The sequence below is a fragment of the Psychroserpens luteolus genome (assembly GCF_021032705.1).
GTDB lineage: Bacteria > Bacteroidota > Bacteroidia > Flavobacteriales > Flavobacteriaceae > Psychroserpens > Psychroserpens luteolus.
On the sequence record NZ_JAHVXI010000005.1, the window covers coordinates 106,962 to 122,846 of the forward strand.

Consider the following 15,885-nt stretch of genomic DNA (forward strand, 5'->3'; position numbering starts at 1 on the left):
TTCTTTTTGGAAAAAAACAAAAAGAGCTACACAACCATAAAAATCACTGAAGTCACTCAAGATAGTATCTTTGTGATTTATAATATAAAAAGCACACCTAGGCGAGCAAGAATTTATAGTATTGATAAAGCCGAAAACTATATGGAAATTTTAAAAGATCAATTTTCAAAACAAGATATTAAAGACTTATATCTTGAAAACTTTATCTACGAAGTTGATCGACATTAACTCTAAATACGACAAATTAAAACAGAATTGTATCTTTATCCTATGAAACGAGCAATCTTTCCTGGATCGTTTGATCCTATTACACTTGGCCACTACGATATTATTAAACGTAGTGTAAAACTTTTTGATGAAGTTATTGTTGCCATTGGTATCAATGCCGAAAAAAAATACATGTTCTCTCTTGAAGAACGACAACAGTTCATTGAAGACGCTTTTAAAGATGAACCAAGTGTAAAGGTTGTAACATATAAAGGACTTACTGTAGACTTTTGCAAAAAAAACAATGTTGAATTTATCTTAAGAGGCTTACGAAATCCAGCCGATTTTGAGTTTGAGAAAGCCATTGCACATACCAATAGGGATTTAGCGCCTATTGAAACTGTATTCTTATTAACAGCTGCAAGCACATCGTATATTTCTTCTTCAATTGTAAGAGATGTAATAAGGAATGATGGCGATTATACAAAGTTGGTTCCTAAAAGTGTTAGGATTAAATAAGTAATTTCCGTTCACTTTTAGGTATAAAAAAAGCATCAGATTTGATGGGCCTTTAGGGACAACAAAATTAACTGACGCTCTTTTATAAAAATTGATTAATAGCAAGACGAATATATGACTTACTTCGAGGTTCTGTATGATTTTTTCGACAAGAGGCAATTAAAAAAGATTAAGCGTAATCTTACAAAAATTACGCCTAATTATAATTTTAATAACAATATTCCTTTTTCAAGATTGCCTTTGTCCTCGTATAAGTAGAGTTGAAATTACAAATAGTCAATTCTAAAATCGGATATGAGGAAACCTAGATTTTAGTAAGTCTTTTTTTTTCTCAAGCTGTTCAATAAATGCTTGATGCGCATCAGATTCTGAATGAAACGGTCGATGTGTTACTCCTTTTTGAACAACTTCTACAGCATTCATTGTGGTTTGAGCGTCCTCAGAAATCCAAGTGGTCTCAAAACGTTCCCATATATAATCTACAGCTAATGAACTTGGATGCACCATATCTTCGCCATAGAATCTATAATCGCGAAGTTCATCCATCATTATTTCATATGACGGAAAGTAGTAGTTGTGATGTCTAGGTTCTACTGCCTGATGAATTGCAGCAATCAAATGCGACTTGCTTTGCGTGTTTTCAATAAAACCATCTTTTGTATGTCGCACAGGAGACACTGTAAATAGTATTGAAATTTTAGGGTTGATATTCCTAATTAAGGAAATAATAGCATCTAATGAAGCTGATATTTGTTCGACTGACAACAGTTCCTTTAAGAATTTTTTCTGCGGAACTTTATGGCAATTCGCCACATATGTATCTGTTTCTATATAACGATACGCCCAAGCGGTTCCTAACGTAATGATCACATGAGTAGCTTCTTTTAAAAATTGATGTGTTTGTTCAATATGAGCATTTAAACCTTGAAGAAGGTGTGCTTCGGAACTATGACTCAAACGAGAATGTGCATCAAAAGAACACCATTGCTCATTATGGAAAAAGATATCGTCTTTAGTATATTTTTTTTCATTAATCACATTGGCAACCAACGTCTCTATAGCTAAAGGGTGAAACAAAATTCCAAACGGATTTTGTAGTTTCTGAAATTTGAAATACGCAAACTTGTCTCCTATATTCTCAGAAAAACACGACCCTAACAGCAACACTTTGGAGTTGTAATCGATTTGATTAAACGATTGTGGCTGTATTGGTATTTTGGTTTGAAGATTCAATTCATTTAGTTTAAATAATCCTTGGCTGCTTTTAGAGCTTCATCAATGCCTTGTGGGTTTTTACCACCTGCTGTTGCAAAAAATGGCTGACCACCTCCTCCGCCTTGGATATGTTTCCCAAGTTCTCTAACGATGGTTCCTGCGTTCAAGTCTTTGCTAGCTACTAACTCTTTAGATATATAACAGGACAAAATAGCTTTACCATTATGTTCTGCACCAAATAATAAGAATAAATCGTTAAACTGACTTCCAAGTTCGAAGCATACATCTTTAATTCCTGCCGCGTCTAAATCTAATCTCTTGGCTAAAAATTGTACGCCGTTTACCTCTGTTAATTCACTCTTTAAATCGCCTTTTATAGACTTAGCTTTTTCTTTTAACAAGGTATCAATCTGCTTTTTTAAACTTGTATTTTCATCTTGAAGACTTTGTAAAGCTTTTACAGGCTCTTTTGCATTGTTAAGCATATCTCTCATTTCAAAATATGCTCTATTATTTTCATGGTAGAAGTCTTTTACAGCATCACTTGTAATAGCTTCAATACGACGAATTCCAGCAGCAACTGCACCTTCTGATACAATTTTAAAATGCCAGATATCACCTGTGTTTTTCACATGGGTTCCACCACACAGCTCAATCGATTGTCCAAAACGTACTGCACGAACAGTATCACCATACTTCTCACCAAATAAAGCCATGGCGCCTTCGTCGATAGCTTGTTGCATTGGAATGTTTCTTTGTTCTTGTAATGGCAATTTCCCTTCAATACGTCTGTTTACAAAATTTTCTACATCTCTAAGTTCTTCAACAGTTAATTTAGAAAAATGAGAAAAATCAAAACGCAAATATTTTGAATGTACAGCAGATCCTTTTTGCTCTACATGCGTTCCTAAAACCTCACGAAGTGCTTGATGCAATAAATGTGTTGCCGTGTGATTACATTCGGTTCTATAGCGCTGTTTAGCATCTACCGAAGCTTTGAATGTTTCATTGATATGGTTAGGCAAACTTTTAGCAAAATGAATCGCCACATTATTTTCTCGTTTGGTATCGATAATGTAGACCACATCACCATGAGCATCTTCTAAATAGCCTTTATCACCTACTTGTCCGCCACCTTCTGCATAAAACGGTGTCATATTAAATACCAGCTGGTACAATTCTCCATCTTTCTTGGAGGTCACCTTTCGGTATTTGGTAATCTTTACTTTTGCTTCTAAAGCATCGTAACCTATAAACTCCTGCTCTTCATCTTCAATAAGGACTGTCCAATCATCAGATTTTAGCTCTGATGCCTGTTTACCCCGTTCTTGTTGTTCTTTAAGCTTCTTCTCAAAATCCTCAGCATTGTATGTAAATCCTTTTTCACGAAGGATAAGATCTGTTAAATCCTCTGGAAATCCATAGGTATCTTTAAGTTCAAATACCTTTGCCCCAGAAATTTCTTTAGTCTTTGCATTTTCTACGATACGATCTAAAAGAATCAAACCTTGCTCAAGTGTTCTTAAAAAAGACGTTTCTTCTTCTTTAATTACATTTTCTATAAGTTGTCGCTGTTCCTTTAATTCTGGAAAAGCCTTGCTCATTTTCTTAACAAGGACGTCAACCAGTCTATAAATAAAAGGTTCTTTTTTATCTAAAAACGTGAATCCGTAACGTACAGCACGACGTAAAATTCTACGAATCACATAACCTGCTCCAGTATTACTTGGTAATTGACCATCTGCTATAGAGAATGCTACAGCACGTACATGATCTGAAATAACACGAACAGCAACATCTATCTTATCATTTTTACCATAATCTTTATCGGTAATGGTTTCAATTTCACGAATAATTGGTGTAAATACATCTGTGTCATAGTTAGATTGTACACCTTGTAATACCATACACAAGCGTTCAAACCCCATTCCTGTATCAATATGTTTTTCGGGTAAATTTTCAAGTGATTTATTTGCTTTGCGATTGTATTGCATGAATACCAAATTCCAAATTTCTACCACCTGCGGATGGTCCATATTGACTAGTGACTTCCCGTCAACTTTTGCTTTATCCTCTTCAGAACGAATATCAACATGAATCTCACTGCAAGGTCCACAAGGCCCTTGCTCTCCCATTTCCCAGAAGTTATCTTTCTTATTTCCCATCAGGATACGATCTTCTGGAATAAATTCTTTCCAGATATCATAAGCCTCTTGATCCATTGGCAACTTATCGTCATCATTACTCCCTTCAAAAACAGTGACGTAAAGCATGTCTTTGTCTATGCCGTACTTTTCAGTTAATAACTCCCATGCCCAAGCAATAGCTTCCTTTTTAAAATAATCTCCAAAACTCCAGTTTCCAAGCATTTCAAAAAGTGTATGGTGATAGGTATCATATCCAACTTCTTCGAGATCATTATGTTTCCCTGACACACGAAGACATTTTTGTGAATCTGTAAGACGGTTATTCTTAGGTTGTGCATTTCCGAGGAAAAACTCTTTAAAAGGTGCCATTCCAGAATTGACAAACATTAAGGTTGGATCATCTTTTAAAACCATTGGCGCTGAAGGCACTATGCTGTGTTTTTTTTCTTCAAAGAAATTTAAAAAAGTATGTCGAATGTCTTGAGACTTCATAATCAGTTGTTAAGTACCTTGTTCTTATTTAATTCCTTTAAATAAGAAACAATTTATATATTTGTGTTACGTTCTATTATTCTTGCAAAAATAGAATTTTTTAAGATATGTCTAAAGTAAAATATTATTACGATTCTGAAACACTCTCTTATCGCAAAATAGAGCGTAAGAAAGGGAATACTATTAAGTATGGGTTTATATTTTTACTAGCTGCAGGACTTTTTGGATTTCTTATTGTTTTTGTAGCGAGTCAGTTCATTGAATCTCCAAGAGAACGTGCTTTAAAACACGAACTTACCAATTTACAATTACAGTACGATTTATTAAATAAGCAAGTCGATAATGCCTTTGCAGCCCTAGAAAGTGTAGAGGAACGTGATAATAATATTTATCGCTTATATTTTGAAGCTAATCCAATTCCTGAAGAACAACGACGAGCTGGGTTTGGTGGTGTTAATCGCTATAATAAATATGAAGGGTTTGATAACTCTAAATTAATTATAACAAGTAATAAACGAATTGATCAACTTCAAAAAGCCATTGTAGTGCAGTCTCGATCTTTAGATGAAATTGCAATTCTCGCTGAAGACAAAGAGAAGTTTTTGGCATCAATTCCAGCCATACAGCCAGTTAAAAATGAAGATTTAAAACATATGGCCTCAGGTTATGGTTATAGAACAGATCCGTTTACAAAGGTTCGTAAATTTCATTTTGGTATGGATTTTACGGCTCCTCGAGGTACTCCTGTTTACGCTTCGGGCGATGGCGTTGTAAAACGTGCCGATAGTAATTCTTCTGGATACGGGAAGCACATTAGAATTGATCACGGCTACGGTTATATATCATTATATGCACATTTGTACAAATACAATGTTAAGGCCAATCAAAAAGTAAAGCGTGGCGATTTAATAGGTTATGTAGGAAGTACAGGGCGATCTGAAGCACCACATTTACACTATGAAGTTTTTAAGGATGGTGAACGGATTAATCCTATAAATTTTTACTATGGAAATTTGACTGCTGAAGAATACGCACGACTGCTGGAAAAAGCATCATTAGAAAATCAATCATTAGACTAAGACTATGCATATTGAACTTCCTGAAAAACGTTACTATGGCATTGGCGAAGTCGCTAAAGCTTTCAATGTTAACACGTCATTAATACGGTTTTGGGAGAAGGAATTTGATGTTTTAAAACCCAAAAAAAATGCCAAAGGAAATCGAAAGTTTACGCCTGATGACATTAAGAACCTAAAGTTTATTTATCATTTGGTAAAAGAACGCGGCTTCACACTTGAAGGTGCAAAAATTCATCTCAAAGAAGGCAAAAAGCAATCGCTAAACACCTATGAAATTATAGAAAAACTAGAAGGTGTAAAAGCACAGCTCATTAAAATAAAATCACAACTTTAAAACGATATCATTATGAAAAAGTGGATTGTTCCAATATTAATATTAGTACTCATTGCAATTTGGGGATTTAGAGTTAATAACTCAGTAGTAGATTTGAATGAAGATGTAAAAGAAGCATGGGGAAATGTTCAAAACTCTTATCAAAGGCGTAATGACCTGATTGGAAATCTAGTCAATACGGTAAAAGGTGCAGCAGATTTTGAAAAAAGCACTCTGGAAGCTGTTGTAAAAGCACGTGCTGAAGCGACTAAACCAGAAATCAATATAAATAATGCAGACGATTTAAGTCCTGAAAAACTTGAACAGCTCAATAAGGCTCAAAGCGGATTAAGTAGCGCATTATCTAGACTATTGTTAGTTGTTGAAAAGTATCCTGATTTAAAAACTAATCAAAATTTTCTGAAGCTTCAAGATGAACTCACGAGTACCGAAAATACTATTCAAACCGCTAGGACAAGATACAATGAAGCGATTAAGCCCTATAATCAATACGTGAATAAGGCACCGCAATCTTTAATCTCGGGTATTATAGGATACTCTGAAAAGCCATACTTTGATGCAGATGCAGGTGCTGAAAAACCTGTTGAAGTAGATTTCTCAAAGTAAACACTATGTCAAAAATCGAAGACTTTCTTACTGCAATTGAAGAGCAGGAGATTATAGAAGCTATACGAGAAGCCGAAAAAAACACTTCTGGCGAAATTCGTATTCATATAGAACGCAACTCTGAGCTTGATGCGTTTGAACGTGCCATGGAAGTCTTTCACTATCTTAAAATGGACAATACCAAACTTCAAAATGGTGTATTGATCTATGTTGCTGTAGATGCCAAAACCTTTGTCATCTATGGTGATAAAGGTATTAATGATGTAGTCCCAGTAAACTTTTGGGATAGCACAAAAGATATTATGCAAACGTATTTTAAAGCATATCGGTTTAAGCAAGGCCTCATTGAAGGCGTTCTTAAAGCTGGAGAACAATTGGAAAAGCATTTTCCTTGGATTCATGGAGATACAAACGAATTACCAAACGAGATTTCAAAAGGATAAATGCTAAAACTAAAACATACTGTAATTATCGTTCTTCTTAGTTGTATAAGTAGTTTATCCTATTCTGCTTTTGCACAATATGATGTTCCGCCTATTCCAGAAGAACAAACCAGTGTTTATGACGATTATAAACTATTATCAGATTCAGAAAAAAGTAGCCTTGAACAAAAACTTATTCGTTATTCTGATACTACTTCCACACAAATAGTAGTAGCCATTATTGCTACAACAAAAGGTGAAAATATTGGACTTCTAACTCCAAAATGGGCTCATGAATGGGGAATTGGACAAGCGAAAGAAGATAATGGTGTTTTTATTTTACTTGCACGAGATGACAGAAAAATATGGATCTCTCCTGGTTATGGTGTAGAAGACAGGCTTACAGCAGGAATCACAGGGGAAATTATTAGAAATGTTATTATTCCAGAATTTAAGCGCGATGATTATTATCAAGGGTTAGATAAAGGAGTCGATGCAATTTTTAAAGCTTTAGAAGGTAAGTTTCAAGCGACAAGACGATCAGACAATTCTGGAGATGTATTTCCAATATTAGTTTTCTTATTTATGGTTTTCATCTTTATCATTTTCGTCATTGCCATTTCAAAGAATAGACGCAATGGTGGTAATAATGGAGGTGGTCAACGTACCAATGGCACAAGCATTTTAGATGCCATTATATTGAGCAACATGGGACGAGGGAGTTATGGTAGAAGTGGAAGGAGTTCAAGTGGAGGCATTTTTGGAGGCAGTTCTTCTGGCGGAAGCTTTGGAGGAGGCGGATTTGGTGGTGGCTTTGGTGGCGGCGGATTCTCTGGTGGTGGCGCAGGAGGCAGTTGGTAATAGTGATGAAAAAAATAGCATTCATATTAGTCATTATTTTTAGTTTCTCGTGCAAAACAGAACCTGGTGTTGCTGTAGATTACAGTTTACTTCCTAAAAACGAAACGCATAAGGTTGTTCTTGATTTATCACAGGTTTTTAATACGTTTCAAATAGACGAGCTTTCAAAAAAAATTATTGATTACGAACAACAAACTACAAACGAAATAGTTGTCCTTACTGTAGATTCGATCTCACCTTTTGACGATATACATACTTACAGCTCTGCTATTGGTGATTATTGGGGCGTTGGCAAAAAAGATAAAGACAACGGATTGGTTATCGTTTTGCGAAAAAACCAAAAACACATATGGTTATCAACTGGTGATGGTACATCTAAAATACTTACTGATTCTATTTGTCAAGACATTATTGACAACACCATGATTCCATACTTTAAAGACGGTAATTACTACTTAGGAATCTATGAAGGTTTAGATCGTATCATGAAAACATGGCATTAGTCAAAAAAGAAAAAGCTGTTTTTATCTACTTCCCCTTTTGAACCAAGACTATTAAATTTCCAACTAAAACTCAACATAAAGTATTGCTGCAACACTGTACTTTGTCGATCCTCTATATAATTTTGCGTCGCACGACGTCTGGCATTTGTATTTTGATTGAGTAAATCATAGATCTTCAAGGTCATTACAGCTTTGTCTTTCATAAAAGAATAGGCTAAAGTAGAATTCCAAAACCAGGCACTTTTCTGAAAGCCAGGAGCAACATTTGGATTATAGGCAAAATCGATGGTATTAGTCCATTCAAAATTCTTTGGCACATAGGTGGTAAAATTTAAATCTACATCGTGTCTTAAAAAATCTACATCTTCGAAAGTATCAATATCATAGGTGTTTTTGGTAAATGACATTCGGTATCTTGGTCTAAACTCCATTACTTTTTTCCAATTAAAACGTAAACCTATACTTGGTGTTAATGATGTCACATTACTTTTATATTGAACTTCATTATTGAAGTTAATATTTCGGTTGTAACTGGCAGACACGCCAATATCATACTTAATTGTTCTCAAGGAATCTGCTTTAATACTCTTACTAAAATTGATGTTTCCAAAGGCATTATAATTTCCATTAACGTTTGCATAAGTCGTAGTTCTCTTTAAAGTTTCGGGATCTACGATGGTTCTGGATACCACTTGATTATTTGTGAAATTAATGCTAGCATAACTATAAATACCCGTTTTCTTCTGAAAGTCGAACGAGTTATATCCCATGTACACGCGGTGTCTGTTGGTTGGCTCCAAATTTGGGTTACCTGTGATTGTATTTAAAGGATTGGATACATCTTGAAACGGTTGTAATTGCGATAAGCTAGGTGGTGAATTGTTTAAAGAATAACCACTAAACATAGATGATTTTGGACTAAACCTGTAATTAAAATTGGAGCGCAACTGTATCGCTTGAAAATTTCGTTTCAGACTTAATTCTGGTCTTAAGAAATCTCGATTTTCCAAGGTTCTAAACACATAACTTGATGTGATGCTTGTTGACCACTTTTCTTTTCTGAGTGTTAATTTAATTGATGGTGTATTTTCCTGATTGAAATATTCAAAATCTGTACTTAGATCAAAATTAAAATCTTCGTATACATTAGTGACGTCATCTCGGTCAAAGGTGCTTCTCAAATTGGTTCGTTTTTCATCTCTAAAACTATATTTGAAATCTAAAAATAGTTCCTTAGCTTTTAGTGGTAATCTATATGTTGATGACAACCTCAATGTTTTGTTTTCGGTTTCAGAATCTGTAAACTGGTCTCTTATAATATCATCATCTGTGGTATTAAAAAAATTAGTTTCGGAAGTCAAAAAATCATCAGAATCATTTTTATTAATACTATTATAGAACTCAAATTTTAGAAAAGCACCATTGTTTCCGAAGCGTTTTGTAAGATTAAGATCGGTTGCGAAGTTTTGCGCATTACTTTGCACAAAAGAACCTGTTGTTGATTGGTTGGTTAAGTCATCATTTTCATCTCGCGTTTCTTCATCCTGAGAAAAAGAGGTATTAGATGTTGACCATCGAAATGATGGATTAATGTTAATTAAAAATGTTGAATCGACCTCAATGTCAAACCCTAAATTAGCGCTATGATTTTGACCATCATTTACAGATCGTGATCTAGAATCTGAAAAGAATCTAGAATCTGGTAAGATATTCTCGCGTTGGGTCAATGTTTCATTTTCAGAATCGCTTCCAGAGTAAAAATAATCGGCTGTCACTTCAATATTCTCAGTGAGCTGATCTGCATAATTCGCACCAGCATTTTGCGACGTGGTAATCCCTTGTCCACCTCCAAATGATCGTCCGCTAATATTAAACGATCCATTACTTCTCACAGTAAAGCCTCCTGAATTTCCAAACATTTTTTGAATTTCACCAAAGCTAAATCCTGGAGAGTTGGTATTGTTTCCTCCCGCTAACACACTAATGCGTCTATCATTATCAAAAAGATTAACCATTCCAGCCAATTCGTAGCGTTCATCAGTTCCAGCACCTGCGGCGACTCGACCAAAAACGCCTTTATTATTCTCTTCTTTTATGGTAAGATTTATCGTTTTATTTTCTTTATCACCTTCTTCTCCCGAAAACGCCTCAGATTTAGATTTTGTATCTGTTATTTGAACTTTTTCAATAATATCCTTGGTTAAATTACGTGTTGTAATAGTTGGATCATCTCCAAAGAAAGGCTTTCCATTCACTAAAATTTTATTCACATCTTTTCCATTAACCTTAATCTTGCCTTCTTCGTCCACCTCAACTCCAGGTAATTGCTTTAGTAGATCTTCTACATTGGCATCTTTTTTAGTTTTAAAAGAAGCTACATTAAACTCAAGGGTATCTTTCTTTACAGTTATAGGTGACCTAGATTTTATAACGACCTCATCTAAGGTATTACTTATCTTTAATTGGATTGTCTTTAAATCGATAGTTTCTTTATCGATAAGGATTTGTTTTACATATGTTTGATAGCCCACATAATCAATAAATAAATTGAGTTTATCGTCATAGGTTTCGTTAACGAGCTCAAATTTCCCATCCTTATCAGAAATCGTGTAGGTTACTAAACTACTATCTTTGACACGTTCTAGATAAATAGTCGCAGATTCTAAGGGTTGTTTATTGTCTTCGGCAACAATGATTCCAGAAATTTTAAAGGATTTAGTTTGTGAAAACGAAAGAGATATGCTTAAAAGTAATATGAAAAAAAATAATTTCTTCATGAGGTTGATTGATTGATGATTAATAGCTTTTTCGAGAACGAATATAAATTAGTTTTCGTATGAATTTTCTTAATTTTATGATAAAGTATTGCTTATTCTCCTTCTTCTAGGAAAAATAATTCCTCAACAGGTAGCTTAAACAGTTTTGCAATTTTAATGGCGAGTAAAGCAGATGGTACATATTTACCTTTCTCAATGGCGTTAATTGATTGTCGGCTTACACCAATTTTTTCAGCTAAATCACCCTGAGTCATATTGTACCTCGCACGTTCTATTTTTATATTATTCTTCATTGTGATGATCTTACTTTTAAGAAATTAAATCTAATAATAAAAAACAGTAATGGCGTAAACATGTTATAGACTAATACATCAAAAAATGTAAACCCATAAATGAACACAATAGAAAACATAAGGACGATATAATTAAAAATAATGGCCCAAACCAAAGAATCTTTTCTGAGTTTATAAATAAATTCATCTTCTACTTTTTCTTTTGAAAACCCAACTAACAGACCTCCAATTATGATAGCAATAGCAATAATTTCATCAAGTATACTATTTTCAACAACTTTAAAAAATCCGCTGTTATCAGAAAACATAGCATCATCATTATAAATGGATAGCACTTTAATTTTTAATATGTCGGATTCAAATTCTGAAGCAATTAAAAATACACCAACAATTAGACCTGTACATAATAAAATCCACCCTGGAATTTTCCACTTATTCGATATTAAATAATTAGATTTCATAATAATTTAATTTTAAGATTAGAGTTCAAAGGTAAACAAAAATTTACAAAAAGTAAACTTTACTTTACTTTTTGTTAAATATAATTGCTTTTTAATTTGTAAAACACTAAAAATCAATGTTTTGAAAAATTTTAAAATTATCGTTTTAAAGTGAAGTGGTTTTTAAACGATCTTCCATCTTCCAAAGTAGCAGAAAACCAATAATCGCTTGCTGGTAATGGTTTGCCTTTAAACGTACCGTCCCATGCATCTAATGGTGAATTTAATGTGTAGAGCAGCTTTCCGAAGCGATCAAAAATAAAAACTTTACTGTTAGGTTGAAATTGTTCAGAAATGCCCTTGAGTTGCCATGTATCATTATAGCCATCGTTGTTTGGCGTGAAAAACTTTGTAAAACCAACGACTGAAATATCTTCGGTCGAAACACCACAATCATTTTTCGTATCTCTTACATAAACCGTATAGATTCCTGGGACAACGTTTTCAAATGTGTTTAACGTTTGATAAGGACCATCAGCACTTGTGATAGAATACTCATAATCACCTTCTCCTGACGCCAAGACTGTAATCGAATTATTTGAAGACACGTCTTCAACTATAACATTGTCTACAGTTGCCACGTTTGAAGCTATCACATTAATTAGTCTTTCATTAACACAGCCATCAGGTTCGGTGACTAACACTGTATATGCGCCAACTTCATTGACTTCAATAGTCATCGTTGTTTCTCCAGTAGACCAATTGTAATAATAGTTATTTGGAATGCCTTCTATAATACCTCCACTCAATGTTATGGTTTCTGGAAAGTTATTTAAGCAATAATAAAACTCTTCAAATGTATTAATATTGGGAAGCGGTTTTACTCTCAAAACAACTTCATTAATACTATAACAAGCATCACCATTATTGATTCTGGCATAGATGACCTGTTCATTTGCAATAGTATTGAAATAAGAATTAGGTAAGCTATTCACTTCTAAAGAGGCATTATCATAAGTAGTATAATAACTAACCGAAGCATTTATAGGCGCTCCAGACAAGACTTGCACGTCTGCCTCCGATAAATCGAAAAACACAAACCCATCTTCGACGAGATCATCACAAGTTTCAATAAGTGCAGAATTACCGTTTGAAGATAGTACAATATCTAGAGTAATCTCTGCGATGTTGGCACAACCATCCAGTGTATTAGTTACTAGTGCATAGATGACTTGCGGATTGGACATATTCGTATAGTCACTACCATTGATTTCATTATTTAGATCAGCATCTTCAAAATAATTTATAATTCTGTTATCTATTACTCCACCAGTAATCAACTCAAAAGAATTATCAATATTAAACGATGTGATACCATCTTGGGTAGCATCATCACACTGTGTAATAGTAATATTATTTGCCTCAGGTAAATCTGGCACTGTAACCGTAATAGGTGTTCGTGGCCCACCAGTACAACCATCAAACAAAGGCAACACCCAATATGTAGTAGTGGTCGTTATAAACTCATTGTAGGTAAATCCGTCATTTAATACTGTTGTTGAGGACGGTGTTTCATACCATAGAACCGTATCTGTATTAGCATTTATGGTCACACTTGCTTCACCTTCATTACATATAACTATAGCATCATCAAAAGTCATCTTTGGTGTAATAATTACCGAGCTAGCAGATAAATTCACTTCAGGATCACCAGGCATCCCTCCAAATTCGACAAAAAAGCCTCTTGGATAATAAGGGTTTCCTGGGCCCGCTGGATCACCTGCATTGGGTAAATCATTCCATGAGCCAATATTTCCAATACTAGGATCAGTTATGTGCGCATAATCTTCATTTCCGAAGTTATTAGGTTCGCCATCATTCCAAAACGAATACTCACCATTTACAGTTTCTCCGTTTGCAGTACCCATCCAAAACACAGTACCAGCTTCTGGACCTGTTTCCCATCGCCATGTATTTTCGACACCAACATCACTTGCACCAATCCATCCCGTTCCTGGACTTTGTTCTCCTGCAAACACCGATTCTTCCTCTGACGTTAAGGTTGCTAAATACCCTTGCAGTCCGAAATACTCTAAATTTTCAGCAGCATTACGGGAGGCAGTCCATGTAATTCCATCGCTTGGCACGTACAAATAGTAATGTCCAGTTGAGGGTAAATAATTAGCGCCTCCTAAGTTTATAGAAAACGATTTATCTTGCGTAAAATTAGTTTGTGTTGTTTGAAACGTCACATTACTTATAGCATCGATAAATTCGGTAAAATTCGCAGGCCCTTCTAAAGTGAGTTTCCCTTCTTGGGCAGACCAACTTGAGGTAATGTTTGGATAGGTTCCGTTTAAAACTAGAAGGTCTTGATTTATGGTATAGCCTTCAGAAATTTGAATAAACACATTATCTAAGGTATCATCACCAGCATCAGGATCGGTAATACTTACACTTGTAACAATATTCATTGGAGCGCTTCCGCAGAACTCCTGATTTCCTTCAACTGTAATCGCAGGAGGCACATTTTGCGCATGATTATATTTGGAAAATCCAAATACAAATGCTAACACAAAAAACACCTTTAATTTCATCTTTTCATTTACTTTTTACGCATGTATACACTTATAGGAACACCATTAAAATTGAAATGTTCACGTAAATTATTCTCTAAAAATCGCTTGTATGGATCGCGCACATATTGTGGCAAGTTACAGAAAAAAGCAAACTGTGGCTGTGGCGTAGGTAATTGCATGATATACTTAATCTTAACAAATTTACCTTTATACGCTGGAGGCGGATAATTTTCTATTATAGGAAGTAGTACTTCGTTGAGTTTACTTGTTTTAATCTTTTTTGATCTGTTTTGATATACCTCAACAGCAGTTTCTATAGCTTTAAAAATACGTTGTTTGTTTAATACAGAAATGAAAACGATAGGTACATCAGTAAATGGTTCGATTTCTTTTCTAATTACACGTTCAAAATCTCTTGTAGATTGTGTGTTCTTTTCTATGAGATCCCATTTATTAACGAGAATCACAATACCTTTTCGGTTACGCTCTGCTAGCCAAAATATATTTTGCACCTGACCATCAAAACCTCGTGTTGCATCTAGAACTAACAAGCATACATCACAATGTTCAATAGCTCTTACACTTCGCATTACGGAATAAAATTCTAAATCTTCTTTTACTTTTGATTTACGTCTAATTCCGGCTGTATCTACTAAATTGAATTCAAATCCAAATCGGTTGTATTTGGTATCAATAGAGTCTCTAGTTGTTCCGGCGATATCAGTTACAATATAACGATCTTCGCCAATTAGCGCATTAATGAATGATGACTTACCAGCGTTAGGTCTTCCAACAACAGCAAATCTTGGTAGTTGATCTTCTTCTTCCTCTTCATCATCTTTTTCTGGGAGTGCTTCTACTAAGGCATCTAACAAATCACCTGTACCACTACCATTTATACTAGCAATGGTATAGTATTCTCCTAAACCTAGTGAATAAAATTCTACGGCATCTTCAGCACGTTTGTTATTATCAACTTTATTAACTGCCAAGAACACAGGTTTATCAACTTTTCGAAGTAATCTCGCGACATCTTCATCCATCCCTGTCACGCCTGTTTCGACATCCACCATAAAAATTATAGCATCTGCTTCGTCAATAGCCAACTCTACTTGTTTGTCTATTTCAGCTTCAAAAACATCGTCGCTTCCTTTCACATATCCACCAGTATCAATAAGAGAAAACTCTTTTCCATTCCAATCACTTTTTCCGTAGTGTCGATCTCTAGTCACACCACTAACGGCATCAACAATAGCTTCTCGACGCTGTATCAAGCGATTAAAAAAAGTAGACTTCCCTACATTTGGTCTTCCTACAATAGCAACTATATTACCCATAACTTTTATATTTTATCTGCATTACATATCCTGTAAGCGGCTGCAAAGATACTAAATATCTAAGTTGCAATGTG

General features: G+C 34.7%; 15 protein-coding genes. 8 read left to right on the plus strand and 7 right to left on the minus strand.

All coding sequences use genetic code 11. From position 1 onward, the window contains the following. The first annotated feature begins 6 nt into the window (after positions 1-6). Both KWG70_RS13190 and coaD read left to right on the plus strand, forming a co-directional pair. Positions 7-228, plus strand: a complete 222-nt coding sequence (locus KWG70_RS13190) for a hypothetical protein (RefSeq protein ID WP_230936512.1) — start codon at positions 7-9, stop codon at positions 226-228. Between the two features lie 42 nt (positions 229-270). After that, on the plus strand, positions 271-726 hold the full coding sequence (gene coaD, locus KWG70_RS13195) for a pantetheine-phosphate adenylyltransferase (RefSeq protein WP_230936513.1): 456 nt from the start codon (positions 271-273) through the stop codon (positions 724-726). Between the two features lie 282 nt (positions 727-1,008). Here the strand turns inward: coaD and KWG70_RS13200 are convergent, their stop codons facing one another. Beyond that, positions 1,009-1,959 (minus strand): GSCFA domain-containing protein, encoded by a 951-nt coding sequence (locus KWG70_RS13200; RefSeq protein ID WP_230936514.1) that lies wholly within the window; start codon positions 1,957-1,959, stop codon positions 1,009-1,011. A 5-nt stretch (positions 1,960-1,964) separates the two neighbouring features. Next, a complete protein-coding gene (gene alaS / locus KWG70_RS13205; protein WP_230936515.1) occupies positions 1,965-4,580 on the minus strand; it encodes an alanine--tRNA ligase in 2,616 nt (871 codons plus the stop codon). Between the two features lie 107 nt (positions 4,581-4,687). Between alaS and KWG70_RS13210 the strand changes: the two genes are divergently transcribed. From KWG70_RS13210 to KWG70_RS13235, 6 genes are read left to right on the plus strand one after another with little or no spacing between them, the layout of a single operon-like run. Continuing rightward, positions 4,688-5,659, plus strand: a complete 972-nt coding sequence (locus KWG70_RS13210) for a M23 family metallopeptidase (RefSeq protein ID WP_230936516.1) — start codon at positions 4,688-4,690, stop codon at positions 5,657-5,659. A gap of 4 nt (positions 5,660-5,663) precedes the next feature. Next, entirely contained in the window at positions 5,664-5,993 is a 330-nt protein-coding gene (locus tag KWG70_RS13215; RefSeq protein WP_230936517.1) for a MerR family transcriptional regulator, read from the plus strand. Positions 5,994-6,005: 12 nt separating this feature from the next. Next, complete coding sequence (locus KWG70_RS13220; protein WP_230936518.1) at positions 6,006-6,599, plus strand: LemA family protein; 594 nt, start codon at positions 6,006-6,008, stop codon at positions 6,597-6,599. Between the two features lie 5 nt (positions 6,600-6,604). Then, positions 6,605-7,042 (plus strand): TPM domain-containing protein, encoded by a 438-nt coding sequence (locus KWG70_RS13225; protein WP_230936519.1) that lies wholly within the window; start codon positions 6,605-6,607, stop codon positions 7,040-7,042. Further along, positions 7,043-7,882: a TPM domain-containing protein gene (locus KWG70_RS13230; RefSeq protein WP_230936520.1), complete on the plus strand. Its 840-nt coding sequence runs from the start codon at positions 7,043-7,045 to the stop codon at positions 7,880-7,882. A 5-nt stretch (positions 7,883-7,887) separates the two neighbouring features. Next, positions 7,888-8,385 carry a TPM domain-containing protein gene (locus KWG70_RS13235; RefSeq protein ID WP_230936521.1) on the plus strand — a complete coding sequence of 166 codons (498 nt, stop codon included), beginning with the start codon at positions 7,888-7,890 and terminating at the stop codon, positions 8,383-8,385. Here the strand turns inward: KWG70_RS13235 and KWG70_RS13240 are convergent. The 5 genes from KWG70_RS13240 to der all read right to left on the minus strand — a co-directional run bounded on the left by KWG70_RS13240 (position 8,382) and on the right by der (position 15,811). Continuing rightward, positions 8,382-11,162 carry an outer membrane beta-barrel protein gene (locus KWG70_RS13240; protein ID WP_230936522.1) on the minus strand — a complete coding sequence of 927 codons (2,781 nt, stop codon included), beginning with the start codon at positions 11,160-11,162 and terminating at the stop codon, positions 8,382-8,384. The two genes, KWG70_RS13235 and KWG70_RS13240, sit on opposite strands and share 4 nt — an antisense overlap. 92 nt (positions 11,163-11,254) lie before the next feature. Then, on the minus strand, positions 11,255-11,455 hold the full coding sequence (locus KWG70_RS13245; RefSeq protein ID WP_262910634.1) for a helix-turn-helix transcriptional regulator: 201 nt from the start codon (positions 11,453-11,455) through the stop codon (positions 11,255-11,257). After that, positions 11,452-11,916, minus strand: coding sequence for a hypothetical protein (locus tag KWG70_RS13250; protein WP_230936523.1), 465 nt, complete (start codon positions 11,914-11,916; stop codon positions 11,452-11,454). Before KWG70_RS13250 ends, KWG70_RS13245 begins: the two co-directional genes overlap by 4 nt. A 137-nt stretch (positions 11,917-12,053) precedes the next feature. Further along, positions 12,054-14,492, minus strand: a complete 2,439-nt coding sequence (locus KWG70_RS13255) for a T9SS type B sorting domain-containing protein (protein ID WP_230936524.1) — start codon at positions 14,490-14,492, stop codon at positions 12,054-12,056. Between the two features lie 8 nt (positions 14,493-14,500). Then, positions 14,501-15,811, minus strand: coding sequence for a ribosome biogenesis GTPase Der (gene der / locus KWG70_RS13260; protein WP_230936525.1), 1,311 nt, complete (start codon positions 15,809-15,811; stop codon positions 14,501-14,503). Positions 15,812-15,885: the final 74 nt, after the last annotated feature.